Source organism: Pseudonocardia petroleophila (assembly GCF_014235185.1).
GTDB classification, from domain to species: Bacteria; Actinomycetota; Actinomycetes; order Mycobacteriales; family Pseudonocardiaceae; genus Pseudonocardia; species Pseudonocardia petroleophila.
In genome coordinates, this window is the sequence record NZ_CP060131.1 from 4,737,056 (window position 1) to 4,760,597 (window position 23,542).

25 protein-coding genes are annotated in these 23,542 nt (G+C 75.0%); 13 read left to right on the plus strand and 12 right to left on the minus strand.

What is annotated here, in order from left to right; genetic code table 11:
* The first annotated feature begins 28 nt into the window (after nucleotides 1-28).
* The 3 genes from H6H00_RS23350 to H6H00_RS23360 all read left to right on the plus strand — a co-directional run bounded on the left by H6H00_RS23350 (nucleotide 29) and on the right by H6H00_RS23360 (nucleotide 2,684).
* Nucleotides 29-838, plus strand: a complete 810-nt coding sequence (locus H6H00_RS23350; RefSeq protein WP_185717842.1) for a DUF3097 domain-containing protein — start codon at nucleotides 29-31, stop codon at nucleotides 836-838.
* 65 nt (nucleotides 839-903) lie between these two features.
* Nucleotides 904-1,338 carry an NfeD family protein gene (locus H6H00_RS23355; RefSeq protein ID WP_185717843.1) on the plus strand — a complete coding sequence of 145 codons (435 nt, stop codon included), beginning with the start codon at nucleotides 904-906 and terminating at the stop codon, nucleotides 1,336-1,338.
* A 32-nt stretch (nucleotides 1,339-1,370) separates the two neighbouring features.
* Entirely contained in the window at nucleotides 1,371-2,684 is a 1,314-nt protein-coding gene (locus H6H00_RS23360) for an SPFH domain-containing protein (protein WP_185717844.1), read from the plus strand.
* 51 nt (nucleotides 2,685-2,735) lie between these two features.
* Here the strand turns inward: H6H00_RS23360 and H6H00_RS23365 are convergent, their stop codons facing one another.
* The 5 genes from H6H00_RS23365 to H6H00_RS23385 all read right to left on the minus strand — a co-directional run bounded on the left by H6H00_RS23365 (nucleotide 2,736) and on the right by H6H00_RS23385 (nucleotide 6,843).
* On the minus strand, nucleotides 2,736-3,482 hold the full coding sequence (locus H6H00_RS23365; RefSeq protein WP_185717845.1) for an energy-coupling factor ABC transporter ATP-binding protein: 747 nt from the start codon (nucleotides 3,480-3,482) through the stop codon (nucleotides 2,736-2,738).
* Nucleotides 3,479-4,243, minus strand: a complete 765-nt coding sequence (gene cbiQ, locus H6H00_RS23370; RefSeq protein ID WP_185717846.1) for a cobalt ECF transporter T component CbiQ — start codon at nucleotides 4,241-4,243, stop codon at nucleotides 3,479-3,481. Before cbiQ ends, H6H00_RS23365 begins: the two co-directional genes overlap by 4 nt.
* Nucleotides 4,243-4,584 (minus strand): PDGLE domain-containing protein, encoded by a 342-nt coding sequence (locus H6H00_RS23375; RefSeq protein WP_185717847.1) that lies wholly within the window; start codon nucleotides 4,582-4,584, stop codon nucleotides 4,243-4,245. Before H6H00_RS23375 ends, cbiQ begins: the two co-directional genes overlap by 1 nt.
* Entirely contained in the window at nucleotides 4,581-5,255 is a 675-nt protein-coding gene (locus tag H6H00_RS23380) for an energy-coupling factor ABC transporter permease (protein WP_185722711.1), read from the minus strand. Before H6H00_RS23380 ends, H6H00_RS23375 begins: the two co-directional genes overlap by 4 nt.
* Before the next feature lie 115 nt (nucleotides 5,256-5,370).
* The gene (locus H6H00_RS23385) at nucleotides 5,371-6,843 is read right to left on the minus strand and encodes an NAD-dependent succinate-semialdehyde dehydrogenase (protein WP_185717848.1); all 1,473 of its coding nucleotides are present in this window, start codon (nucleotides 6,841-6,843) and stop codon (nucleotides 5,371-5,373) included.
* 82 nt (nucleotides 6,844-6,925) lie between these two features.
* On the opposite strand from H6H00_RS23385, the gene H6H00_RS23390 reads away from it, so the two are divergent.
* From H6H00_RS23390 to H6H00_RS23405, 4 genes are read left to right on the plus strand one after another with little or no spacing between them, the layout of a single operon-like run.
* Complete coding sequence (locus H6H00_RS23390; RefSeq protein ID WP_255425333.1) at nucleotides 6,926-8,095, plus strand: acyl-CoA dehydrogenase family protein; 1,170 nt, start codon at nucleotides 6,926-6,928, stop codon at nucleotides 8,093-8,095.
* A complete protein-coding gene (locus H6H00_RS23395; protein WP_185717850.1) occupies nucleotides 8,095-9,099 on the plus strand; it encodes an acyl-CoA dehydrogenase family protein in 1,005 nt (334 codons plus the stop codon). The genes H6H00_RS23390 and H6H00_RS23395 overlap by 1 nt, the downstream gene beginning before the upstream one ends.
* 50 nt (nucleotides 9,100-9,149) lie before the next feature.
* Complete coding sequence (locus H6H00_RS23400) at nucleotides 9,150-9,473, plus strand: antitoxin VbhA family protein (RefSeq protein WP_185717851.1); 324 nt, start codon at nucleotides 9,150-9,152, stop codon at nucleotides 9,471-9,473.
* Nucleotides 9,470-10,045: a Fic/DOC family protein gene (locus H6H00_RS23405; protein WP_185717852.1), complete on the plus strand. Its 576-nt coding sequence runs from the start codon at nucleotides 9,470-9,472 to the stop codon at nucleotides 10,043-10,045. The genes H6H00_RS23400 and H6H00_RS23405 overlap by 4 nt, the downstream gene beginning before the upstream one ends.
* 67 nt (nucleotides 10,046-10,112) lie before the next feature.
* Here the strand turns inward: H6H00_RS23405 and H6H00_RS23410 are convergent, their stop codons facing one another.
* The 3 genes from H6H00_RS23410 to H6H00_RS23420 are packed head-to-tail and all read right to left on the minus strand — an operon-like array spanning nucleotide 10,113 to nucleotide 13,013.
* Nucleotides 10,113-10,565, minus strand: a complete 453-nt coding sequence (locus H6H00_RS23410) for a pyridoxamine 5'-phosphate oxidase family protein (RefSeq protein ID WP_185717853.1) — start codon at nucleotides 10,563-10,565, stop codon at nucleotides 10,113-10,115.
* A gap of 37 nt (nucleotides 10,566-10,602) precedes the next feature.
* Complete coding sequence (locus H6H00_RS23415) at nucleotides 10,603-11,820, minus strand: alpha/beta fold hydrolase (protein ID WP_185717854.1); 1,218 nt, start codon at nucleotides 11,818-11,820, stop codon at nucleotides 10,603-10,605.
* Nucleotides 11,821-11,840: 20 nt separating this feature from the next.
* A complete protein-coding gene (locus tag H6H00_RS23420) occupies nucleotides 11,841-13,013 on the minus strand; it encodes a cobalamin-independent methionine synthase II family protein (protein ID WP_185717855.1) in 1,173 nt (390 codons plus the stop codon).
* A 111-nt stretch (nucleotides 13,014-13,124) separates the two neighbouring features.
* Between H6H00_RS23420 and H6H00_RS23425 the strand changes: the two genes are divergently transcribed.
* Nucleotides 13,125-14,036: an SGNH/GDSL hydrolase family protein gene (locus H6H00_RS23425; protein WP_185717856.1), complete on the plus strand. Its 912-nt coding sequence runs from the start codon at nucleotides 13,125-13,127 to the stop codon at nucleotides 14,034-14,036.
* Here H6H00_RS23425 and H6H00_RS23430 read toward each other — a convergent pair whose 3' ends face one another.
* Both H6H00_RS23430 and H6H00_RS23435 read right to left on the minus strand, forming a co-directional pair.
* A complete protein-coding gene (locus H6H00_RS23430; RefSeq protein ID WP_185717857.1) occupies nucleotides 14,037-15,629 on the minus strand; it encodes a bifunctional 3'-5' exonuclease/DNA polymerase in 1,593 nt (530 codons plus the stop codon).
* A gap of 10 nt (nucleotides 15,630-15,639) precedes the next feature.
* Nucleotides 15,640-17,169 carry an FAD-dependent oxidoreductase gene (locus H6H00_RS23435; RefSeq protein WP_304632927.1) on the minus strand — a complete coding sequence of 510 codons (1,530 nt, stop codon included), beginning with the start codon at nucleotides 17,167-17,169 and terminating at the stop codon, nucleotides 15,640-15,642.
* Nucleotides 17,170-17,240: 71 nt separating this feature from the next.
* Here H6H00_RS23435 and H6H00_RS23440 point away from each other — a divergent pair, with 71 nt between their 5' ends.
* Nucleotides 17,241-18,080 (plus strand): LLM class F420-dependent oxidoreductase, encoded by an 840-nt coding sequence (locus H6H00_RS23440; RefSeq protein ID WP_185717858.1) that lies wholly within the window; start codon nucleotides 17,241-17,243, stop codon nucleotides 18,078-18,080.
* 22 nt (nucleotides 18,081-18,102) lie between these two features.
* Here H6H00_RS23440 and H6H00_RS23445 read toward each other — a convergent pair whose 3' ends face one another.
* Nucleotides 18,103-19,578 carry an MFS transporter gene (locus tag H6H00_RS23445; RefSeq protein WP_185717859.1) on the minus strand — a complete coding sequence of 492 codons (1,476 nt, stop codon included), beginning with the start codon at nucleotides 19,576-19,578 and terminating at the stop codon, nucleotides 18,103-18,105.
* A 62-nt stretch (nucleotides 19,579-19,640) separates the two neighbouring features.
* Here H6H00_RS23445 and H6H00_RS23450 point away from each other — a divergent pair, with 62 nt between their 5' ends.
* The 4 genes from H6H00_RS23450 (at nucleotide 19,641) to H6H00_RS23465 (ending at nucleotide 22,442) form a co-directional block, all read left to right on the plus strand.
* Nucleotides 19,641-20,366 (plus strand): enoyl-CoA hydratase, encoded by a 726-nt coding sequence (locus H6H00_RS23450; protein WP_185717860.1) that lies wholly within the window; start codon nucleotides 19,641-19,643, stop codon nucleotides 20,364-20,366.
* A gap of 75 nt (nucleotides 20,367-20,441) precedes the next feature.
* Entirely contained in the window at nucleotides 20,442-21,152 is a 711-nt protein-coding gene (locus tag H6H00_RS23455; protein ID WP_185717861.1) for a L,D-transpeptidase, read from the plus strand.
* Nucleotides 21,153-21,184: 32 nt separating this feature from the next.
* A complete protein-coding gene (locus H6H00_RS23460; RefSeq protein ID WP_185717862.1) occupies nucleotides 21,185-21,526 on the plus strand; it encodes a BlaI/MecI/CopY family transcriptional regulator in 342 nt (113 codons plus the stop codon).
* A gap of 25 nt (nucleotides 21,527-21,551) precedes the next feature.
* Nucleotides 21,552-22,442 carry a M56 family metallopeptidase gene (locus tag H6H00_RS23465; protein ID WP_185722715.1) on the plus strand — a complete coding sequence of 297 codons (891 nt, stop codon included), beginning with the start codon at nucleotides 21,552-21,554 and terminating at the stop codon, nucleotides 22,440-22,442.
* A 33-nt stretch (nucleotides 22,443-22,475) separates the two neighbouring features.
* Here the strand turns inward: H6H00_RS23465 and H6H00_RS23470 are convergent, their stop codons facing one another.
* On the minus strand, nucleotides 22,476-23,489 hold the full coding sequence (locus tag H6H00_RS23470; RefSeq protein WP_185722716.1) for a fatty acid desaturase family protein: 1,014 nt from the start codon (nucleotides 23,487-23,489) through the stop codon (nucleotides 22,476-22,478).
* Nucleotides 23,490-23,542: the final 53 nt, after the last annotated feature.

A 23,542-nucleotide genomic window follows, 5' to 3' on the forward strand; every position in this document is an offset into this window, starting at 1 on the left:
GTCGCGGCCCACCGGTAGAACTCCTCCCATGACGCGAAGCCACGACTACCGCGGAGCCTTCGGATCCGACGGCACCCGCACCGTCGTGCGCCGCACGATCCCCGACGTCCCCGCCGAGCCGGGTCTCGTCGTCGAGGACCACGAGGGGTTCTGCGGCGCGGTCGTCACGGTGAACGTGCGCGAGGTGACGCTGGAGGACCGGCACGGCAGGCGCCGCGTGTTCCCGCTGCGGCCCGCGGCGTTCCTCGTCGAGGGCGTGACGTCGACGCTCGTCGTGCCGAAGCGGGCGCCGGCCGGGCCGCTGCGTTCGGCGTCGGGGTCGGTCGCCGTCACCGGCCACCGGGCGCGCACCGCCCGCGCCGCCCGGATCTGGGTGGAGGGCATCCACGACGCCGCGCTGGTCGAGACCGTGTGGGGGCACGACCTGCGCGTCGAGGGGGTCGTCGTCGAGCCGATGCACGGCATGGACGACCTGGCCGCCGCCGTCGCCGAGTTCGGTCCCGGACCGGACCGGCGCCTCGGCATCCTCGTCGACCACCTCGTCGCCGGGTCCAAGGAGACCCGCGCCGCGCACGCCGTCGCCGGGCCGCACGTGCTCGTCACCGGCCACCCCTACGTGGACGTGTGGGAGGCCGTGAAGCCGTCCGTCGTCGGGATCCGGGCCTGGCCGCAGGTGCCCCGCGGGACGGACTGGAAGACCGGCGTGTGCGCGGCGCTGCGCTGGGGCGAGCCGGCCGACGGCGCCCGCCGCGTGCTGGGCTCGGTGAAGAACTTCCGCGACCTCGAGACCCCGCTCATCGGGGCCGTCGAGCAGCTCATCGATTTCGTGACGGGCTGATCACGGTTCGTGGACAGGAAGATCGACTTCCCCAACGGGAAGCGGACTTCTGGCAGGATCGGGGCATGACCCCGGCCGTGATCTGGCTCATCGTGGGCCTTGCGCTGATCGCGGCCGAGGTGCTGTCCGGGGAGTTCGTGCTGCTGATGCTGGGCGGTGGCGCGCTGGCGGCCGCCGGCGTGACGTTCCTGGTCGGCGGCCCGGTCGCGGGCGTGATCGCCTTCGTGGTCGTGGCGCCGCTGCTCGTCTTCGCGGTGCGGCCGGCGCTGCGGCGCAGGCTCGAGCACGAGATCGAGGACTCCCGGTTGCACCACCGGGCGCTCGAGGGCCGCGAGGCCGTCGTGGTCTCCCGCGTCGACGGGGCGGGTGGCCGCGTCAAGATCGGCGGCGAGGTGTGGTCGGCCCGGCCGGTGCACGAGGACGACGTGATCGACGAGGGCCGGTCCGTGCTGGTCGTCGAGATCACCGGCGCCACCGCAGTGGTGGTCGCGCACGACTAATCCGCCCCTGACGGGGCGATGAGAGGGCGGACATGGATCCCCTGTTGATCGTCGGGCTGCTGTTCCTGGCACTCGTCGTTGTCTCGGTCGTCAAGGCGGTGCAGATCATCCCGCAGGCCACGGCCGCGGTGATCGAGCGCCTGGGCCGCTTCAAGGGCACGGCCGACCCCGGGCTGGTGTTCCTCGTCCCGTTCGTCGACAAGGTGCGCGAGCGCATCGACCTGCGCGAACAGGTGGTGTCGTTCCCGCCGCAGCCCGTGATCACCCAGGACAACCTGACGGTCAACATCGACACCGTCGTCTACTACACCGTGACCGACCCCAAGGCCGCGGTCTACGAGATCTCCGACTACATCCTCGGCGTCGAGCAGATCACCACGACCACGCTGCGCAACGTCGTCGGCGGCATGAGCCTGGAGGGCACGCTCACCTCGCGCGACGAGATCAACACCGTGCTGCGCGGCGAGCTCGACGACGCCACCGGCCGCTGGGGCATCCGCGTCGGCCGCGTGGAGATCAAGGCGATCGACCCGCCCGCCTCCATCCAGGAGTCGATGGAGCGGCAGATGAAGGCCGACCGCGAGAAGCGCGCCATGATCCTCACCGCCGAGGGCCAGCGGGAGTCGGCGATCCGCAGCGCCGAGGGCCAGAAGCAGAGCCAGATCCTGCTGGCCGAGGGCGCGAAGCAGGCCGCGATCATGGACGCCGAGGCCGAGCGGCAGTCGGCGATCCTGCGGGCGCAGGGCGAGCGGGCCGCGAAGTACCTGGAGGCGCAGGGCGAGGCGGCGGCCATCGAGAAGGTGTTCGCCGCGATCAAGGCCGGGCGCCCCACCCCGGAGCTGCTCGCCTACAAGTACCTCGAGACGCTGCCGGAGATGGCGCAGGGCGAGGCCAACAAGGTCTGGATGGTGCCCAGCGACTTCGGCAAGGCGCTGGAGGGCTTCACCCGCATGCTCGGCGCGCCCGGCGAGGACGGCGTCTTCCGGTTCACCCCGTCCGAGCTGGAGGACACGGCCACCACGACCCGTCCCCAGGACGACGAGGAGTCGATGAAGCACTGGTTCGACACCTCCACCAACCCGGAGATCGCGAAGGTCGTCGCCGACGCCGAGGCCGAGGCGCGCCGGGAGGTCCCGGCGCTGGGGGCGACCACCGGGGTCCCGGCCCGGCCCGCGGCGCAGGAGCCGGCGGCCATCCCGCCGCACCTGCCCCCGCCCGCCCGGATCTCCGCCAACGGCGGCGCGGAGCACGAGAGCTCCGTGCCCACCCCGCCCCGCGGGATCCCGCGCGTGGAGAAGGACTCCCCGGTCCGTCCCGGCTACCCGTCCCCGCCGCCGGAGTCGTGACGCCGCTCCGCACGCCGGGCGGTCGGTCCTCCGACCACCCGGGCGTGCGGGTCAGGTCAGGCTGAACCCGAACGGCAGCTCCAGGCGGTGGCGCGCCAGCATCTCCGGGTCGGCGAGCAGCTCGCGGGTGGGGCCGTCGGCCACGACCTCGCCGTCGTCGAGCACCACGCTGCGCGGGCACAGCTGCAGGGCGTAGGGCAGGTCGTGGGTCACCATCAGCATCGTGACGTCGAGGTCGAGCAGCACCTCGGCCAGCTCGCGCCGCGCCGTCGGGTCCAGGTTGGACGAGGGCTCGTCGAGGACGAGGATCTCCGGCTCGCAGGCCAGCACGGTGGCCAGCGCGACGCGCCGGCGCTGGCCCCCGGACAGGTGCAGCGGCGAGCGGTCGGCGTGCTCGGCCATGCCGACGCGGTCCAGCGCGGTGCGCACCCGCACGCGCAGCGCGTCGCCGGTCACGCCGAAGTTGGCCGGCCCGAACGCGACGTCCTCGCCGACGGTGGGCATGAAGAGCTGGTCGTCGGGGTCCTGGAAGACGATGCCGACGCGGCGCCGGATCTCGCGGAGGTTGTCCTTCACGACCGGGAGCCCGCCGACGGCGACGCTGCCCGTCCCCGCGGTGAGGATGCCGTTGAGGTGCAGCACGAGCGTGGTCTTGCCCGCCCCGTTGGGCCCGAGCAGCGCGACGCGCTCGCCGCGCCCGATCCGCAGGTCGACGCCGTGCAGGGCGCGGTGGCCGTCAGGGTAGGCGAAGCCGAGCCCGGACACGGCCAGCGACGTGGTCGTGGTGGAGGTCGTCACGCCGTCACCAGGCCGGTCACCGCGAGGGCCGCGGCGACGACCACGGGCGACAGGCCGACCAGCCAGGTGCGGCGGGTGGTGACGGCGTCGTCGAGGCGGGGCATCTCCCCGGCCCAGCCGCGGGAGAGCATCGCGAGGTGCACCCGCTCGCCGCGCTCGTAGGACCGGATGAACAGCGCGCCGATCCCGCGGGCGGTCGCCCCGACCTGCCACAGGAAGCGCGGGTCGTGGCCGCGGGAGATGCGGGCCAGGCGCATGCGGCGGGCCTCCCCGGCGATGACGTCGACGTAGCGGAGCATGAGGGTGGCGATCGTGACGACCAGCGACGGGGCCCGCAACCGCTGCAGGCCCAGCAGCAGGTCGCGCAGCGGCGTGGTGGCGGCGAGGGTGAGCGAGGTCAGGACGCCGAGCGTGCCCTTGACCAGGATGTTCCACGCCCCGAGCAGGCCGGGCTCGGACAGCGTCAGCCCGACCAGCTCGACGTACGGCGCCGGGCCGGTGAACGGCAGCAGGACCGCCAGCACGACGAACGGCGCCTCGATCAGCGAGCGCACCGCGATCCAGCCGGCCGGGATGCGGGCGACCGCCCAGACCGCGGCGAGCAGCAGCAGGTAGCCGCCGAACACCGCGAACGCCTCGCGCGGGGTGATCACCACGCAGACGACGCCCAGGAACGCCGCGACGATCTTCACCTCGGCGGGCAGCCGGTGCACCGGCGAGGTGCCGCTCAGGTACAGCGGATGGGAGTGGCCGGCGCCCACTACTTCGGGCTGCGCGTGCGCAGGACCCAGAACAGCCCGCCCGCGACGACCAGGGTGACGACCACCCCGACGATCCCGGCGGCGCCGACGCTGCCCTCGCTCCCGCCGATCGCGTAGTCGGCCAGCGGGCTGCCCGACAGCCGGTGCTCCTCCGCGTTCTGCGCGATGCAGGTGCCGCCCACCGGTTCGCCCGCGTCGTCCAGGGTGCAGCCGGACAGGGTGACGCTGTCCAGCCCGTCGGGATCGGGGCTGGCGAAGTAGGACAGCCCGCCCGCGATCAGCAGCGCGACGAGCAGGAACCCGGCGAAGAAGCGGGTCCGGGACCGGGTCGGGGTGGTCACGACAGGCTCCTCTCGGTGGTGGCGGGTGCGGTGCGCAGCAGGTGCACGAGATCGGGCCGCACGGAGGCGACCGCGCCGACGGTGGCCGCGGTGATCACGCCCTCGCCGACGCCGATGAGCACGTGGAAGCCGAGCATCAGGGCGAACACCGTGCCCAGCGAGGCGCCCCCGGCCCCGCCGATGGCGTACTCGCCGACGAAGGCGAGTGCGGCGACGACCGTGTTGAGCAGGGCCGCGACGAACGCGGTGGCCAGCAGGCCAGCCCGGCTGCGGGTGGCGAAGCGGCGCAGCGCGAGCGCGACGAGGTGGCCGGTGAACACCCCGACCAGCGCCATGTTGGTGATGTTGGTGCCCAGCGCCGTCAGCCCGCCGTCGGCGAACAGGACCGCCTGCACGACCAGGACGATGGCGATGCACATCGACCCGACCCACGGGCCGACGAGGATCGCGACGAGCGCGCCGCCGAGCAGGTGCCCCGACGCCCCGGGCAGGATCGGGAAGTTGATCATCTGGACGGCGAAGACGAACGCCGTGACCAGCCCGGCCATCGGGGCCGTGCGATCGTCGAGGTCGCTGCGGGCCCGGGTCGCCGCGATCGCGAGACCGATCGCGGCGATCACCCCGAACAGCAGGGCCGTGGGCGGGCTGACCAGCCCGTCGCTCATGTGCATGGCGAGAACCACGTGGCGCCTCCTCGCGTCCCGGACACCCGTCCGGGTGGCCGGCCCAGGCTAGGCGCGTACGACCCGCAGTCGCAAAAGCAGTGCGACTAACGGTCAGGTCGGGTCACCCCCCGAAGGCGATCCCGACGTACTTGGTCTCCAGGAACTCGTCGATGCCGACCCGCCCGCCCTCGCGGCCCAGCCCGGACTGCTTGATGCCGCCGAACGGGGCGGCCGGGTTCGACACCAGCCCGGTGTTGAGCCCGATCATGCCCGCCTCCAGCCGCTCGCTGACCCGCAGCGCGCGCGTCAGGTCCTCGGTGAACAGGTAGCTGACCAGGCCGAACTCGGTGTCGTTCGCCGCGGCGACGGCCTCGTCCTCCTCGTCGAACACGGTGATCGCGGCGACCGGCCCGAAGATCTCCTCGTGGGTCAGCCGCGCCTCCAGCGGCACCCCGGTGAGGACCGTGGGCGGGTAGAAGTGCCCCGGGCCGTCGGACGGGTCGGCGCCGATCCTCACCTCGGCGCCCTTGTCGAGGGCGTCGCGCACCAGGGTCTCGACCTTCTCGCGGCCCTTCGCGTTGACCAGCGGGCCGACCTGCACGCCGTCCTCGGTGCCGCGGCCGACGACCAGCGAACCCATCCGGGCGGCGAGCTTGTCGGCGAAGGCGTCGGCGACGGAGCGGTGCACCAGGAACCGGTTGGCCGCGGTGCAGGCCTCTCCCATGTTGCGCATCTTCGCGGCCATCGCGCCCTCGACGGCCTTGTCCAGGTCGGCGTCGCCGAACACGATCAGCGGGGCGTTGCCCCCGAGCTCCATCGACGTCCGCAGCACCTTCTCCGAGGCCTGCTCCAGCAGCTTCTTGCCCACCGCGGTCGAGCCGGTGAACGACAGCTTGCGCGCGCGGCCGTCGCGGATCAGGGGCTCCATCACCGCGCCGGCGTTCGACGTCGTGACGACGTTGAGCACGCCGTCGGGCAGGCCGGCCTCGGCGAGGATCGCGGCGAGCGCGTGCATCGACAGCGGCGTCAGCTCCGAGGGCTTGATCACCATCGCGCAGCCGGCCGCGATCGCGGGCCCGATCTTGCGGGTGCCCATCGCCATCGGGAAGTTCCACGGCGTGATGAACAGGCACACCCCGACCGGCTGCTTCATCACCAGGAACCGGCTGTTGCCCGCCGGGGCGACCGCGTAGCCGCCGTCGATGCGCACGGCCTCCTCGGAGAACCAGCGGAAGAACTCCGCGGCGTAGGTGATCTCGCCCTTCGCCTCGGCCAGCGGCTTGCCCATCTCCAGGGTCATCAGCAGCGCGAGGTCGTCGATGCGCTCCATCAGCAGCTCGAAGGCGCGGCGCAGGATGTCCCCGCGCGCCCGCGGCGCCATCGCGGCGAACGACGACTGGGCCGCCGCGGCGGCCGCGAGGGCGTCGAGGCCGTCCTCGGGACCCGCGTCGGACACCTCGACGAGCGTCTTCCCGGTGGCCGGGTCGTCGACGGCGAGGGTGGCGCCGGACGCGGCCGGACGCCAGGACCCGCCGATGAACAGGCCGGTGGGGACGGCGTCGAGCACCCGGGCTTCGTCGGTCGGATTCGTCATGGGCGCGATGCTGCCACCCGGGTGCACCCGACGCAGCCCCCGCGTCCGTGCTGAGATCGCGGGGATGGCGCAGGATGGGGCGGTGACGTCCACGTTGAGCCGGTTGCCGGCGCTGGTCCCGCCCCCCACCGAGCTGCCGCCCCGCGCCGCCGCGCTGCGGGCCGAGGTCCGGGCCTTCCTCGCCGAGGAGCGCGCCGCCGGGGCCTGGACCCCGCGCGCCGACGTCTGGCTCTCCGGCTGGGACGAGCGGTTCACCCAGGAGCTGGGCAGGCGCGGCTGGCTCGGCATGACGATCCCCGTCGAGTACGGCGGGCACGGCCTCGGCGCGCTGGACCGCTACGTCGTCACCGAGGAGCTGCTCGCGGCGGGCGCCCCCGTCGCCGCGCACTGGGTGGCCGACCGGCAGATCGGCCCGACGCTGATGCGGTTCGGCACCGAGGAGCAGCGGCGGCGCTACCTGCCGCGGATCGCCGCGGGCGAGTGCTACTTCGGCATCGGGATGAGCGAGCCCGACGCCGGGTCCGACCTCGCCGCCGTCCGGACCAGGGCGGTGCAGGTCGACGGCGGGTGGGAGCTGACGGGCACCAAGGTCTGGACGTCCGGCGCGCACCACGCGCACGCCTTCTTCGCCCTCGCCCGCTCCGCCCCGAAGGACGACGCGAACCGGCACGCCGGGCTGAGCCAGTTCATCGTCGACCTCGACTCGCCGGGCGTGCAGATCCGCCCGATCCCGCTGCTCACCGGCGCGCACCACTTCAACGAGGTCGTGTTCGACCGCGTGTTCGTCCCCGACGGCCAGGTGCTCGGCGAGCTGGGGGCCGGCTGGGCGCAGGTCACGGGGGAGCTCGCCTTCGAGCGCAGCGGCCCCGAACGGTTCCTGTCGACGTTCCCGCTGCTCACCGCGCTGCTCGGCGAGCTGGCCGGCACGTCGGGGACCGAGCGCGAGGTCGGCCGGATCGTGTCGCGGCTGTGGACGCTGCGGCGCATGTCGCTCGCGGTGGCCGGGTCGCTGGAGTCCGGGGAGGCGCCGGAGCTGGCGGCCGCCGTCGTCAAGGACCTGGGCACCCGCTTCGAGAACGAGATCGTCGACGCGGCGCGCACGCTGGTGGCGGTCCCACCGGATCCCGGCGCGGAGTCCGGGTTCGCCCGGCTGCTCGCCGACGCCGTGCTGCACGCCCCCGGCTTCACGCTGCGGGGCGGGACCAACGAGGTGCTGCGCGGCATCGTCGCGCGCGGGATGGGGCTGCGCTGATGAGCGACGTACTGGACCTCGCCGAGTCCGTGCTCGCCGGATCCGCCTCCGCGGGGACCGACCTGGACGGTGCGCTCTGGACGGCGCTGGAGGAGACCGGGCTGGCCCGGCTCACGCTGCCCGAGGCGGCCGGGGGCAGCGAGGCGTCCTTCGCCGACGCCGCCGAGGTGCTGCAGGCCGCAGGGGCGCACGCGGCGCGCGTCCCCCTCGTCGAGACCGACCTGCTGGCCGGGTGGCTGCTGCACTCCCACGGCCTCGAGGTGCCCGACGGCCCGCTCACCGCGGTGGCCGCCGACCTCGCGGTGGACGGCACGGCCGTCCGGGGTGCCCTGGAGCGCGTGCCGTGGGCCCGCGGGGTGTCGGCGGTCGTCGTCCTGACGCCGTCGCACGTGGTGCTGCTGCCCGTCGACGGGCTCGCGGTCACCGACGGCGCGAACCTCGCCGAGGAGCCGCGCGACCGGGTCGTCGTCGACGGGGCGGACGCGGTCGTCGCACCCGTCGCGGAGGGGGCGGCCGCGGAGTTCCGGCTGCGCGCCGCGCTGGGCCGCGCCCAGCTCCTCGCCGGGGCCGCGCGCGGGGCACTGGCCCGGACCGTGCAGTACGCGGGGGAGCGGGTCCAGTTCGGGCGCCCGATCGGCAAGTTCCAGGCGGTGCAGCAGCAGCTCGCACTGGCCGCGTCGGAGGTGGCGGCGTCGGGTGCGGCGGCCTCGGCCGCGGCGGCCGCCGCCGACCGCGACGGGTTCGGTGCCGCGTCCGCCGCGTTCGCCGTGGCCGCGGCCAAGGCGCGCACCGGCGAGGCGGCGGGGGAGGTCGCGCGGATCGCCCACCAGGTGCACGGGGCGATCGGCTTCACCCGCGAGCACGACCTGCGGCTGCTCACCACGCGGCTGTGGGCGTGGCGCGACGAGGACGGCTCCGACGCCCGGTGGCAGGCCGAGCTGGGCGCCACCGTGCTCGCGGCGGGCCCCGACGCGCTGTGGCCGCTGGTCACCGGCACGCCGTAGGGGAGGGTCAGGGGTACCCGGATGCGTACGCATCCGGGTACGCTCCGGCCATGCTGCTGCCCCAGGTGCTGTCGTTCCGCGAGTTCCGCGCCGGGCTGGCGGCCACGCTGAAGCAGGTGCAGGAGCCCGACGCGGAGCCCGTGTTCGTCGGGGCGCACCGCAAGCCCGAGGCCGTCGTGATGTCGGTGTCGCACTACCAGCACCTGCGCGATCGCGCCGAGCGCCGCGAGGCGGTGGAGGAGGCGCTGGCGTCGGTGCGGGCGGAGGGGCTGGAGCCGAGCGCTCTCGGGCACCGGCTGCTCTCCGAGGTCGCCCTCGGCCGGATCAGCACCGACGAGATGCGCCGCCAGCTCACCGAGCACTACACCCGGTGAGCTGGGACCCCTACCTCGATCTCGACTCCGGGGTCCTGCGCAACCGCTTCGGCATCACCGACCGCGAGGAGCTGGCCCGGGCCGAGTCCGACTTCTCGGCGTCGCGCCTGGTCGACCTGGAGCACGCCGACCTCCCCGGCCGCTACGACCTCCCGCACCTGCAGGCCTTCCACCGCCACCTCTTCGGCGACGTCTACGACTGGGCGGGCGAGCTGCGCACCGTCGCGATCGGGAAGGGCGTCGCGTTCTGCGCGCCGCAGGACCTGGCGGCGACGGGCGAGCGCGTGTTCGTGCAGCTCGCGCGCCACCGCTGCCTCCGGGGACTCGACCGCGACACCTTCGTCGACGCCCTCGCCCGGCTGCTGGGCGAGATCAACGGGCTGCACCCGTTCCGCGAGGGCAACGGCCGCACCCAGCGCGCCTTCCTCGGCCAGCTCGCCCGCACGGCCGGACATCCGGTCCGCTGGGCGGCGATGGACCCGGCGGAGAACGTGGCGGCCTGTCGGGCGGCGCACCTCGACGGCGACCGCGTCCCGCTGCGGACGATGCTGGACGCCCTGGTCGCCGCCTGACGCGGCGTCCCGCGGAACGCCGCCGGTGCGCGCCGCCCGGCTCGCGTTCCGCGGAACGCGCGGGCGCTCAGCCGATCTTGCGGAAGTCCCAGCTGGTGATCTTCTCGGGCACCAGCTTGAGCCACGCGTGCCGGCCGTCGTGGTGCATGGTGCCGCCGGTGTAGCGGTCGGCGAAGGCCTGCTCCGGGCCGTCGAGCTCGGGCACCGGCTCCCCGGTGCGCGGCACCTCGCCCACCACCTCGACCCGCCCCCGGATCTCGACGCCGCGCAGCTCCGCGTAGTCCTGCCCGGCGTCGACGACGGCGGCGATCCGCGGGTCGGCGGCGAGGTCGGCCCAGCGCTGGCTGCGCGAGAGCGACGTGAGCCACATCGCCCCGCCGTGCCAGACGTACCAGAGCGGGGTGGCGTGCGGGCCGTGCGTGCCGTTGGTCGCGACGCGGACCGTCCGCTCCTCGGCGAGGAACGCGTCCACCTCCTCGGGCGTCATGGCGATCTTGCGGGACCGGCGCTGCTCCTTCATCCCGCGATCATCGCAGCACCCGGCGCGCAGGGTCGGATCAGCGGCGGCCGCGGGCGAGATCGAGCAGGTGGTCCAGGATCCGGGCGCCGTCGACGCGCAGCCCGTTGTGCTCGTACTCGCTGGTGATCCACGGCCGCAGGCCGCGGACCCGCGCGGCGGTCTCCTCGGAGAACGCGCGCTCGACGTAGAGGTCGTCGGTGTAGATCGCCGCCGCGGCCGGCACGTCGTTGCCCGCGAGCACCGCGGCGTCGTAGAGGCGCGGCCACTCGTGGGCGGCCAGGATCTCCGCGGCCCCGCGCAGCGGCGTCAGCGCGCCGAACTCGTCGAACATCCAGGGGTGGACGTGCTCGCCGGTGAACAGGGCCGGGTCGTCGGCGTACTCCGGCGGCATGACGCGCTGCGCCGACCAGCCCGTGACCCCGCCGTCGGCCCAGGAGGCCTCGTGCAGCACGGCGTAGAGCGGGTTGCGGGAGAACCCGATCGCGTCCACGTCGTGGGCGAACGCGGGGGAGTCCGGGGGCAGCTCGAGGATCGCGTGCACCGCCTCGGGGCCGTCGCTGCGCCCGAGGAGGTCACCGAGCTGGCGCAGCCGGGCGAGCGAGAGCCGGTCCCCGCCCGCCAGCCGCGGGGCGAGCGCGACGGCGGCGAGGAAGCGGTCGCGGTCGTCGGGGTAGCGGGCCCAGTAGCGGCGGGTGCGCTCCAGCACCCGGGCGTAGGTGGCGCGGTACACCTCGTCGACGTGCCGCCCGATCGGCGGGAGCCCGCCGGTGAACAGCGCCTCACGCAGCCCGTGCGGGGCCCGGGAGAGGTAGGCGAGCAGCGTGAAGCCGCCGAAGCTCTGGCCCAGCACCGTCCACGGCGGGCTGCCGAGGTGGGCGCGGAACGCCTCGGCGTCGCCCACGATCGCGTCGGCGCGGAAGTGCGTGAGGTACCGGGCCTGCTCCGCGGGCGTGCCGGGCAGCACGCCGACGGGCGTCGACCGGCCGGTGCCGCGCTGGTCGAGCATCAGCACCCGGAAGTCGGTCAGGGCGCGGTCGAGCCAGCCCGGTGAGCCGGGCAGGCGGGTCGGCCGCGGCGCCTCGAACCCCGGCCCGCCCTGCAGGTAGACGAGGAACGGGCGGTCGCGGCCGTCGGGGTCGGCGACCTCGCGGGCGAACACGGTGATCCGCTCGCCCGCGGGGTCGGCGTGGTCGAGGGGGACGGTCAGCTCGTGCTCGACGGTGACGAGCCCCGGGAGCCTGCGCAGCACGGACATGCCCCGATCATGCCCACCGGTCAGGGCCAGAGGCGCTTCGAGGCCAGCTCCGCCCCCGCCGCCAGCGCCCGGAACTTCTCCCACACGACGGTGGGGTGCACCTCGGGGGAGAAGCTCGCGCGCGAGGAGAAGCCGCAGTCGGCCCCGGCGATCACGTTCTCGCGGCCGACGATCCCGGCGTACTGCTCGATCTGGTCGGCGATCAGCTCCGGGTGCTCGACGTAGTTGGTGGCGTGGCCGAGCAGGCCGGGGATGAGGATCTGCCCGTCCTCCAGCGGGATGTCGCGCCAGATCTTCCACTCGTGCTGGTGGCGGGGGTTGGCGACCTCGAAGGAGTACGCGCCGGCCGGGATCCTCAGCATCAGCGGGGCGACGTCGCGCAGGTCGATGTCGTGCACCCGCGGGCCGTGGTTGAGGCCGTAGCAGGTGTGCAGGCGGATCTTCTCGCGCGGGATGCCGCGCAGGGCGTGCGAGAGGATCTCGACGTGCTGCTCGGCGTCGGCCCGGCGCTGCTCGGGCGTCGTCCCGGGGTTCTCCGACAGGTACTCGATCAGCCACGGGTCGTCGACCTGCAGCAGGAACCCGGCGTCGACGATGGCCAGGTACTCCTCGCGCAGCGCCTCGGCGACGGCCTGCAGGTACTCCCCGTGCGAGCCGTAGTGCTCGTTGCGGCCGAACCCGCTCGGGCTCGTCGAGGGCAGGAACGCCTCCGTGACGTGCCCGCCCGACTCCTCGGCGCCCGCGATCGCGGCCCGCAGGTTCGCGATGTCGGTCGCCAGCTGCTCCTGTCCGACGTAGCTGATCGGCCCGGTGCAGACCATCGTCGTCATGGGGGAGACCTGCTCGGTGTACTTGCCCAGGTAGCCGGCGTAGTACTCGGGGAACGCGTCGATCTCGACCTGCCAGGACGGCGGCATCAGCTTCTCGCCCGAGTCGGCGGCGAAGCCCGACAGCCGGTCCTTGACGTAGGTCAGGAAGCTGACCTTGCCCATCTCGCCGTCGGTCACGACGTCGATGCCGGCGTCGACCTGCTTGTCGACGACCTCGGCGACGGCGGCGGTGACGCGCTCGGTGTAGCCGTCGGCGTCGTAGGGGCGGCCGTGCTCCTTCTCCCGCATGACCTCCAGCAGGTCACGGGGCCGGGCGAGGCTGCCGACGTGGGTGGTGAGGATCCGCTCGCTGCTGCGCTGCATGGTCCACGGAGGCTAGGAGCGCGCGGCGGATCCGGACACCCCCGCGTTCCGCCCCGGGGAACGGTGGCGGCCGCGTAACCGACGCGGCGCGCGGTCGTTCGACAGGACGTGATGCGTCTGAGCCCGACCCGGATCGCCAAGCTGCTCCTGCCGGGCACGGTGCTCGCGCTCGGCGTCGTCCTCGCGACGCCCGCGGGGGCCGCGCCCGCGGAGAGCCCGTACGCCGCGGAGCCGCTGTTCGACTCCTACGTGGCGCTCGGCGACTCCTACGCGGCCGGGCCGCTGATCCCGCTGCAGAAGGGCACCCCGGCCGGCTGCCTGCGCTCCAACCGCAACTACCCGTCGCTGGTGGCGCAGACCGGCCGCGTCCCGGACTTCCGCGACGTCAGCTGCAGCGGCGGCACGACCGAGGACCTGTTCACCCCGCAGGTGACCGAGCTGGGCACCAACCCGCCGCAGCTCGACGCGCTCGTGCCGGACACCGCGGGCGTCACGCTGTCGATCGGCGGCAACGACATCGGTTTCGCCACCATCATCTCCGAGTGCGCCGCCCGGTCCCCGCGCGCGCCGCTCGGCGCCGCGTGCCGCGACTTCTACACCGGTTCCGACGGCGGCGACGAGCTCGCCACCCGCATCGAGGAGACCGCCCCGAAGGTGGCCGCCGCGCTGGCCGCGATCGCCGAGCGCGCCCCCGACGCCGAGGTCTACCTCGTCGGCTACCCCGCGATCCTGCCGGACGAGGGCCCCGGGTGCTTCCCGGTCGTCCCGTTCAGCGCCGGCGACGTCGCCTACCTGCGCGACACCGAGAAGGCGCTCAACGCGATGCTGGCCGAGCAGGCCGCCGAGGCGGGCGTGACCTACGTCGACACCTACGACCGGTTCGTCGGGCACGACGTCTGCACGCCGCCGGGCACGAAGTGGATCGAGGGCCTGGTGCCGACGGCCCCGGCCGCCCCCGTGCACCCCAACGCGCTCGGGATGCTGTCGATGGCCCAGGACGTGCTCGCCGCCGCCGAGGGCTAGCTAGCGCTCGTCGTAGCTCGCGACGGTGCGGGCCTGCAGCGGGAACCGGACCGGGGTGTCGCCGAACAGGCGGCGCCGGGTGGTGTCGGCGGCCGTCGCGACCGCGTCGACGACGGCGGGGGCCAGGTCGTCGGGGCAGTGCAGCACGACCTCGTCGTGCTGGAAGAACACCAGCTCCGCGGGCCCGCCGCGGAGCAGCAGCCGCAGCTCGGCGAGCAGCACCAGCGCCCACTCGGCCGCGGTGGCCTGCACGACGTAGTTGCGGGTGAACCGGCCGCGGGCCCTGGCGCGGGCGGGGTCCTCGTCGCCGGGCCGCGCCGGCGGGCAGGTGCGGCCCAGGTGCGAGCACACGAGCAGTCCCGTCTCGCCGGCACGGGCGGCGTCGTCGACGTAGGCCATCGCGCGGGGGAACCGGCGGCGCAGCCGCACCAGCAGCTCGCCCGCCTGCCCGGCGCTCGCGCCGTACATCGCGGAGAGCAGCGCGAGCTTGGCCTGCTCGCGGTCGCCGCCGAACTCGCGGGCGGCGAGCGCGGCGTAGAGGTCGTCGACGTCGGGGGCGAGCCCGTGGTCGCCGGACAGGGCGGCGAGCACGCGGGGTTCGAGCTGCGCCGCGTCGGCGACGACCAGCCGCCACCCCGGATCGGCCCGCACCGCGCCGCGCAGCGCCTTCGGGATCTGCAGCGCCCCGCCGCCGCGGGTGGCCCAGCGACCGGTCACCACCCCGGCGACGACGTACTCGGGATGGAACCGGCCCGTCCCGTCCGGTCCGGTGCGCACCCACGTCCGGAGCCACGCCCAGCCGTGGGCGGTGTGCAGCCGGGCCAGCTCCTTGTAGGCCAGCAGCGGCGCGACGGCCGGGTGCCCGACGTGCCGCAGCTCCCAGGCGCGGGTGCTCGTCAGCTCGTGGCCGGCGCGGGCGAACGCGCGCAGCACCTCGGCGGGGGAGTCGGGGTTGACCGGACGGCCGAACGCGGCCGTGATCTCCGCGGCGAGGGCGGCCAGGCGCGGCGGGCGCCCGCCGAGCACGGGACGCGGGCCGAGCAGGTCGGTGAGCAGCGCGTCGTGGTGCGCGGCGCTCCAGGGCAGCCCGTGCGCGGTCATCTCCTCCGCGACGAGCACCCCCGCCGACTCGGCCGCGGCGAGCAGCCGCAGCCGCGGGTCGGTCAGGGCGCGGAGCTGGGCGGCGTGCACGGCCACGAGGTCGGCCAGCTCGTCGCGGGCGGGACCGGTGTCGAACAGGCCGGGCGGCCCGTCGTCGACCGGCGCCGGGTCGGGGCCGGGCACCCGCCCGGCGAGCCGGGCCGCCGCGGCGGCGAGGCCGTGCGGCTCACCGGAGCGCCCGGCCGCGCCGACCAGCAGCCCCTCCACCAGCTCGACGTCGTGCGCCCGCCCCACGCGCACCCCCGCGTCGAGCAGCCTGCGGTAGGTGCGGGCGCGGGCGAACACCCAGCGCGGGGCGTGGTCGCGCTCGAGTGCGGCCGCCGCGGCCAGGTCCGGGAGCGCCTCGACGCCGGCCAGCGGCGCGCCGTCGTCGGCGAGCCGCCGGATCCGGACCGGCCCGTCGCGGGGGCCGGGGTCGAGGGCGATCCTCATCCCGGGATCCTCACCGCCGGGCGAGCAGCCCCCGCTGCGGGATCCCGCGGATCTCCTCGGGACCGGCGCCGACCTCGTCGAGGATGTCGTTGGCCGCGAGCACCCCGGTGACCGACGCCCGCTCCATCAGCCCCGTGAGGAACGGCGAGTCGACGTGGTCGCCCGCGATCCGGATGCCCCGCGCGTCGCCGGTGACGCAGGGCCGGGTGCCCGCGCCGCCGGGCGGCCAGGTGGGCGCGGTGGCCTCCATGCGCTGCTGCAGGTGCACGACCTGCGCCGCGACCGTCTCCGGCCACAGCGCGCCGAGCTCCGCGCGCATCCGTGCGGTGGCGGTGTCGGCGTCGGGGGCGTCGCAGGCGTAGGAGTGCAGCTCGACGACCGACCCGCCGGTGCGCGCCGCCCACTCCGCCGACGGCCGCTCCAGGCGGGAGTAGATCGTGACGGAGTCGAGCGTGGCCTCGCGGCTCACGGCGTTGAAGGTGGCGCGCTCGGGCCGGACGTCGCGGTCGAGCCACAGCCGGGTGACCGCGAACGGCGGTGCCACCGCGATCGCCGCGGCCTTGCGGGCCAGCTTGGGCGCGGCGACCGACATGTCGGGCGACCCCGCGACGATGGCGCGCAGCGCGCCCGGGTCGGTGGCCAGCACGAGGTGGCGGGTGCGCAGCGACGGGGCGGCGTCGACCTCGACCTGCCACAGGTGGCGGTCGACCGGCGCGATCGCGCTGACGCGGCTGTTCACGAGCACCTGCGCGCCGCGGGCCTGCAGGTACTCCGCGAACGGGGCCCAGATGCAGGTGAGGTGGTCGGTGTCGGGGGAGTCGAAGGCGATGCCCTCGGGGTTGCCGAGGAAGTAGTAGTGGAACATCGCGATCAGCTCGGCGGCCGAGAGCGCGCCCGGGTCGGCGAAGAACGACCGGGCGAACGCCTCGAACAGCATCGCCTGCGCGCGGTCGGACATGCCCAGCGAGGTGAGGAACTCCGCGGCCGGCATCCGGTCGAAGCGGGCGGTGGTGCGGTCGCGGTCGTAGGCGAGCAGCTGGGCGGCCAGGCCCTGGTTCGAGCCCAGCAGGTCGCGCAGGCCGAGGCTGGGCGATCGGGCGAACAGCGCCAGCAGGTTCAACGGCGGCGAGCCGGGCAGCGACGTGAGGTCCTCGTCGGGCCACTCGCGGGAGATCACGGGGTAGCCGCCGACGGGCTGGAGGAACGACAGCTGCGGGTCGATCCGGCGCAGCACCGCGCGCCAGGTGTAGTAGTGCCGGAAGAAGGCGTGGAACCCGTGCTCGACGACCTGCTCCGTGCCGTCGGGCAGGGTGTGCGGCCAGGCCCCGAGCCGCCCGCCCAGCGTGGGCGCGGCCTCGACCAGCGTGACGGCCACACCGCGCTCGGCGAGCACCACCGCGGCGCTGATGCCGGCGATCCCTCCGCCCACCACGACGGCCTCGGTGCCCTCCGGTGCCTGGTGGGGGCGGCCCGGGTCGGCGGGCACGAGCACCCGGGGACGCATGCGCAGGGGAGCGGCGCGGGAGAGCAGTTCGTTCACACCGCCGACCCTATGCGCGACCCCCGACACCCGCCCGGAATGCCGCGGCGGCCCCCGGGGTTGCGGTGATCATGACGGTCGAACTCGGCAGGTACGGGATCTGGCGGCACGCGGGCGGGCTCACCCCCGACCTGGCACGCGACATCGAGGCGCTGGGCTACGGCGCGGTGTGGATCGGCGGGTCCCCGCCGGCCGACCTCGAGCTGGCGGAGTCGCTGCTCGACGCCACCGAGCGCGTCGCCGTCGGGACCAGCATCGTTAACATCTGGTCCTCGCCCGCCGCCGAGGTGGCCGCGTCCTACCACTGCATCGAGGCGAAGCACCCCGGCCGCTTCCTGCTCGGCGTCGGGGTCGGCCACCCCGAGGCCACCAGCGACTACACCCGGCCCTACGCCTCCCTCGTCGCCTACCTCGACGAGCTCGACGCCGCCGGGGTCCCCACCGCCGGTCGGGCGATCGCCGCGCTGGGCCCGAAGATGCTCAAGCTCTCCGCCGACCGGTCGGCGGGCGCGCAGCCCTACCTGACCACGCCCCGGCACACCCGCGAGTCCCGCGAGCTGCTCGGGCAGGGCGTGCTGCTGGCGCCGGAGCACAAGGTCGTGGTCGACACCGACCCGGAGCGGGCCCGCGCCGTCGGCCGCCCGTTCGTGCACAAGCCCTACCTGGGGCTGCGCAACTACACGTCCAACCTGCTGCGCCTGGGCTGGACCGAGGACGACATCGCCGACGGCGGCAGCGACGCCCTGATCGACGCACTGGTCGCGCACGGCGACGCCGCCGCGGTGGCCGCGCAGCTCGCGGAGCACGTCGACGCGGGCGCCGACCACGTGTGCGCCCAGATCCTCACCGAGGGCTACGCCGATCCGCTGCCCCCGATGCGCGCGCTGGCGCAGGCGCTGGAGCTCGGCTGAGCGCCCGCCCGCACCCGGTGCGCTAGCGCGCCGGGTGCACCTGCGGCCCGGTGACGCCGCAGTGGGCGCACTCCTCGATGCGCACCCGGGCCGTCGGGGCCGCGGGGGCGGACGGCCGCCGGACCAGCGCGAACGCCGTGACCGATGCGGCGACGAGCAGTCCGGCCCCGATCGTCATCGCGGTCCGGAAGCCGGAGCCGAACGCGGCGGGGTCGGTGTAGTCGGCCCCGCCGATCCCGGCCAGCCCGGGGATCACGGCGACCGCGAGCAGCCCGGCCGCGCGGGCGACGGCGTTGTTGACGCCCGACGCCGATCCCGCGTAGCGGTCGGGGGCGGCGTCCAGCACGGTCGCCGTCAGCGGGGCGACGGTGAGCGCGAGCCCGGCGCCGAAGACCAGCACCGCGGGCAGGACGTGCAGCACCCAGGTGGCGTCGGCACCGATCCGGAGCATGAGCAGCAGGCCGCAGGCGCTCACCAGCGGGCCGACGGTGAGCGGGATCCGCGGGCCGATCCGCCCGGCCAGCGCCCCGGCGCGGGCGGAGAACACCAGCATGATCGCGGTGACCGGGAGCAGCGAGGTGCCCGCGGCGAGCGGGGAGAACCCGGCGACGGTCTGCAGGTGCAGGACCAGCAGGAAGAACACCACCCCGAGCGCCCCGTAGATGAGCAGCGTCACGGCGTTGGCCGCGCTGAAGGTGCGGCTCGCGAACAGCGCGGGCGGCACGAGGGGGTGCCGGGAGCGCCGCTCCACCACCACGAACGCGACCAGGGCGAGAACTCCGACCACGAGCCCGACGACGAGCGCCGGCGTCGGGCCGGCCTCGGCGAGACCGGTCAGCGCGTACGTCAGCGCCCCGAGCCCGACGACGGCCAGTGCGGTGCCGGAGACGTCGAGGCCGGGCGCGGAGTCCGGGTCGCGCGTCTCCGGCACGTGCCGCAGCGCGACCACGACGATCAGCGCGGCGAGCGGGAGGTTGATCAGGAACACCGCCCGCCAGGTCCACTCGACCAGCCAGCCCCCCAGGAACGGCCCGACCGCCCCGGCGATCCCGCCGAGCCCCGACCAGGCCCCGATCGCGGCGGCCCGGTCCGGGCCGTGGAACGACGCCGAGATCAGCGCGAGGCTGCCCGGGGTCAGCAGCGCCCCGCCGACGCCCTGCAGCGCCCGGGCCGCGATCAGCGTCTCCACGTTCGGCGCGAGCCCGCACAGCAGCGACGCCAGCGCGAACCAGACGACGCCGACGAGGAACACCCGCCGCCGCCCGTACCGGTCGCCCAGTGAGCCGCCGAGCAGGATCAGCGAGGCGAGGGTGAGCGTGTAGGCGTTGACCGTCCACTGCAGCGCGGTGAACCCGGCCCCGAACTCCGATCCGATCGACTCCAGCGCCACGTTCACGACCGTGCCGTCGATCATGACCAGGCCGGAGCCGAGGACCGTGGTGAACAGCACCCAGCGACCCGCCGTGGTGCCCATCCGCAGCTCGCCGACCGTCGTCATCCCGGGAGCCTACGGCGCACGGCCCGGACCGGCCCCGGGCGGAGACCCGTAATCTGCGGCCCGTGATCAACGTGACGACCGCGGACGCCGTGGGCCTGCTGGAACTGGACCGCCCCGACCGCCGCAACGCCCTCGACGTCGCCCAGTGCCGCCGGATCGTCGACGCCGTCGGCGGACTGCTCGACGGCGGCGTGCGCGCGATCGTCGTGACCGGGTCGGGCAGCAGCTTCTGCTCGGGCGCCGACTTCGGCGAGGTCTACACCGAGGGCTTCCGCGACGCCCTGCACGCGGCGCTGCGGGCCGTCGTCGAGGCCCCGGTTCCGGTGGTCGCCGCCGTCAACGGGCCCGCGATCGGGGCAGGCACCCAGCTCGCGATCGCCTGCGACCTGCGGATCGCCACCCCCGACGCCGTGTTCGGCGTGCCGACGGCCCGGATCGGGCTGGCCGTCGACCCGTGGACGGTGCGCCGGCTCGCCCGCCTCGGCGGCGGGGGCACCGCCCGGGCGATCCTGCTCGCCTGCGACCGGATCGGGGCCGAGCTCGCCCACGCGCGCGGGCTCGTCGACCGGCTGGGGGACCGGGCCGACGCCCTCTCCTGGGCCGCGGAGCTCGCGACGCTGGCCCCGCTCACGCTGCGCTACAACAAGCTGGCCCTGGACCGGGCCGACCTCGCCGACGACGACCCCGCCCTGCTCACGGCCTTCGAGGACTGCTGGACCAGCGACGACCGGCGGGAGGGACAGCAGGCCCGGCTCGAGAAGCGGAACCCGATCTTCCACGGACGGTGAGGCCTGCAACACTGATCGTCACCACTGTGCGGTCAGGTCGTTGACACGTGCAGTAAGTCCGGAAGGGGCCAGTACGTGGGAGCACATCCGCAGGGTGCGCGTCGTGTCGCGATCGGGGCCGCGCTCGCGGCCGTCGTGAGCACGGTGCTCGTGGGGGTGGGGTTCGGGGTCGGTGCCGCCGACGAGGCCCCGGTCTCCGCCGCCCCGGTGACCCGCGCGGCCCCTGCCGTCCCCGCCCCGGCCCCGCAGGCGGCCGAGCCGGCCCCCCGCGAGCGGGCCGCGGCACCGGAGGCCGCGGCGACCGGGACCGCGGCGGAGCCGGTCGCGGAACCCGCCCCCGCGCCCGAGGCGGCGACGCCCACCCCGACCCCCACGGCCACGGCGGAGACGCCCGTGTCGGTGCCGGTCCGCTCCGCCGCGTCCGCCCAGTTCGTGCCCGGCACCCCGTGCACCGCCACCGCGCGGGCCTGCGTCGACCTCGACGGCCGCACGGCGTGGCTGATCGAGAACGGGGCGGTCCGCCGGGGCCCGGTCCCGGTGATGATCGGCGACGAGATCGACCCCACCCCCAGGGGCACGTTCCAGGTGGAGTGGAAGGCCGAGCAGTGGACGAGCCGGGAGTACCTCACGCAGATGCCGTACGCGGTCTTCTTTGCCGAGGGCGGCATCGCGTTCCACGAGGGACCGCAAGACACCAACTCCGCGGGCTGCGTGAAGCTGACCCACGACAACGCGGTGGCCTGGTTCGAGTTCCTGCAGGTCGGCGACGAGGTCCAGATCCGTTAGGCGGGGCCTTCTACCGGGGGTAGAATGGTGGCGTGCCAAGCCTGGGTGAGCTCGAACGCGCTGTGATGGAGACGCTGTGGGCGGCCGCCGCGCCGCTCACCGCGCGTGACGTCCAGGACGCGCTCGCCGCCAGGGACCTCGCCACCACCACCGTCCTGACCGTGCTCGGGCGCCTGGAGCGCAAGGGCCTGGTCACCCGCGAGCGCGAGGGCCGGGCGCACCGCTACCGCGCCGTCGCGAGCCGCGAGGACCACGTCGCGGAGCTGATGCGCGACGCCCTCGACGCCGCCCCCGACCGCGGCGCCGTCCTGGCCCGCTTCCTCGGGTCCATCCCCGAGGACGAGCGCGCCGCCCTGCGCGACCTCCTCGACTGACCCCTGCTGCCACACTTCCCGTGTGATGGAGCTGACCGCGCTGGGGCTGCTGCTCCTGGGTGTCGTGCTGGCCGAGCCGGCCAGCCGGGCACTCGCGCGGGCGCACTGGCCCGCCCGCGACCCCGTCGGCGCCCTGCTGGTCTGGCAGGCGGTCGGCCTGGCGGGCGGGCTGTCGCTGCTCGGCGCGGGCGTCGTCTACGGGCTCGCCCCGCTGGGACCCACCCTGCCGTCCGCGCTGCGGGCGATCGACGCGTCGGCGCCGGAGCGGCTCGGCGTCACCCACGTCGTCGCGCTGGTGCTGGCCCTGCTGCTCGCGCTGCGCCTGGTCGGCGTGCTCGTGGCGATCACCGTGCGCACCCAGCGGGCCCGGCGCCGCCACCGCGACCTGCTCGACGTCCTCGGCACGCCCTGGCCCGCCGCCCCCGGCGCCCGCGTGCTCGACCACCCCGTCCCGGTCGCCTACTGCCTGCCCGGGCTGCGCAGCAGGCTCGTGCTCTCCGTCGGGGTCCTGGACAGGCTCGACCCGGCCGGGGTCCGTGCGGTGCTCGCGCACGAGCGCGCCCACCTGCGCGAACGCCACGACCTCGTCGTCCTGCCGTTCGTCGCGTGGGGGGCGACCGCGCCGTTCGTGCAGGGGATGGTGTGCGCGCAGGTGGCGGTGGCGGCGCTGATCGAGATGCGGGCCGACGACGTCGCGGCGTCCGGGTCGCGGTCGGCGGAGCTGGTGGGGGCGCTGCGGACGATGGGCGGAGCGGCCCCGGCCGCGGCGCTGAGCTCGTTCACCACCGCCCTCGACCGCAGGCTCGCCCGCATCACCGAACCGCCCGCGCCGCTCCCGCTCGCCCTGTGGGCCCTGGTCCGGCTCTCCGCACTGGCCCTCGTGGCCGTGCCGACGGCGCTGCTGTTCCTGAGCTGACCGGTCCCCGGCCCGCTCCTCGGCGGCGGGTCCTCAGCGCAGCGGCGCCGCGGCCGCCCGCAGCGACCCGAGCATCTCCGACCACGACCCGAGCAGGGTCGTCTCGTGGTAGGGCACCCCGATCTCGGTGCAGAACTCCCGGACGACCGCACGGGCCCGTCGCTGGCGCGGGGTCGGCATCGAGGGGAACAGGTGGTGCTCGATCTGGTGGTTGAGCCCGCCCATCGCCACGTGCAGCAGCCCGTCGGTGAGCCGGCCGCCCCGGACGTTGCGCGAGGTGAGGACCTGCTTGCGCAGGAAGTCCATGCGCTCGGTCGGCATCGTCATGCCCTTGTGGTTGGGGGCGAAGATCGAGCCGAGGTACACCCCGAACAGGCACTGGTGGACGGCGAAGAACGCGACGGCGAGCCCGGGCGGCAGCAGCACGAACAGGGCGGCCAGGTAGCCGCCGACGTGCACCGCGATCAGCGCGATCTCGGTGCGCCGGAACGGCATGCGTCCGCGGAGCAGGCCGAGGACACCCGCGCGGCGCAGGTCGAGCCCGGCCAGGGTCAGCACCGGGAAGAACAGCGCGTCCTGGTGGCGGACCAGGAACCGGGTGGCCCCGCGCGTCTCCCGCGCCTGGTCCGCGGTGAACGCGAGCGAGCCGGGCGCGACGTCGGGGTCGCGGCCGATGTGGTTGGGATCGGCGTGGTGGCGGGTGTGCTTCTGCATCCACCAGCCGTAGGCCATGCCGATGCCGAGGTTGCCCACCAGCCGTCCCACCCACTCCGACGCGGTGCGCGACCGGAAGACCTGGCGGTGGGCGATGTCGTGGGCCAGCAGGGCCACCTGCCCGTAGACCACGGCCGCCACCGCGGCGACGGCGAGCTGCCACCACGAGTCCCCGAGCAGCAGGAACGCGGCGACGGTCGCGGCGACCACGGACCCGAGCAGGACCGCGCGGCCGACGTAGTGGGCGGGGGCCGGGTCGAGCAGGCCCGCGGCGCTGATCCGCCTCGACAGCCGCGCGAAGTCGCTCCCGGACCGGGCCGGGCTGATCGTCATGGTCGCGGTCTCGGCGCCGGTCACCGGTGTCCGGTCGGCCCCGCTCCGTGACG

Bases quoted from the DNA above. Each gene is read 5' to 3' on its own strand.
- H6H00_RS23350 (WP_185717842.1), top strand. From the start codon at position 29: ATGACGCGAAGCCACGACTACCGCGGAGCCTTCGGATCCGACGGCACC.
- H6H00_RS23355 (WP_185717843.1), top strand. From the start codon at position 904: ATGACCCCGGCCGTGATCTGGCTCATCGTGGGCCTTGCGCTGATCGCG.
- H6H00_RS23360 (WP_185717844.1), top strand. From the start codon at position 1,371: ATGGATCCCCTGTTGATCGTCGGGCTGCTGTTCCTGGCACTCGTCGTT.
- H6H00_RS23380 (WP_185722711.1), bottom strand. From the start codon at position 5,255: ATGCACATGAGCGACGGGCTGGTCAGCCCGCCCACGGCCCTGCTGTTC.
- H6H00_RS23385 (WP_185717848.1), bottom strand. From the start codon at position 6,843: ATGACGAATCCGACCGACGAAGCCCGGGTGCTCGACGCCGTCCCCACC.
- H6H00_RS23395 (WP_185717850.1), top strand. From the start codon at position 8,095: ATGAGCGACGTACTGGACCTCGCCGAGTCCGTGCTCGCCGGATCCGCC.
- H6H00_RS23400 (WP_185717851.1), top strand. From the start codon at position 9,150: ATGCTGCTGCCCCAGGTGCTGTCGTTCCGCGAGTTCCGCGCCGGGCTG.
- H6H00_RS23410 (WP_185717853.1), bottom strand. From the start codon at position 10,565: ATGAAGGAGCAGCGCCGGTCCCGCAAGATCGCCATGACGCCCGAGGAG.
- H6H00_RS23415 (WP_185717854.1), bottom strand. From the start codon at position 11,820: ATGTCCGTGCTGCGCAGGCTCCCGGGGCTCGTCACCGTCGAGCACGAG.
- H6H00_RS23420 (WP_185717855.1), bottom strand. From the start codon at position 13,013: ATGCAGCGCAGCAGCGAGCGGATCCTCACCACCCACGTCGGCAGCCTC.
- H6H00_RS23425 (WP_185717856.1), top strand. From the start codon at position 13,125: ATGCGTCTGAGCCCGACCCGGATCGCCAAGCTGCTCCTGCCGGGCACG.
- H6H00_RS23430 (WP_185717857.1), bottom strand. From the start codon at position 15,629: ATGAGGATCGCCCTCGACCCCGGCCCCCGCGACGGGCCGGTCCGGATC.
- H6H00_RS23440 (WP_185717858.1), top strand. From the start codon at position 17,241: ATGACGGTCGAACTCGGCAGGTACGGGATCTGGCGGCACGCGGGCGGG.
- H6H00_RS23445 (WP_185717859.1), bottom strand. From the start codon at position 19,578: ATGACGACGGTCGGCGAGCTGCGGATGGGCACCACGGCGGGTCGCTGG.
- H6H00_RS23465 (WP_185722715.1), top strand. From the start codon at position 21,552: ATGGAGCTGACCGCGCTGGGGCTGCTGCTCCTGGGTGTCGTGCTGGCC.
- H6H00_RS23470 (WP_185722716.1), bottom strand. From the start codon at position 23,489: ATGACGATCAGCCCGGCCCGGTCCGGGAGCGACTTCGCGCGGCTGTCG.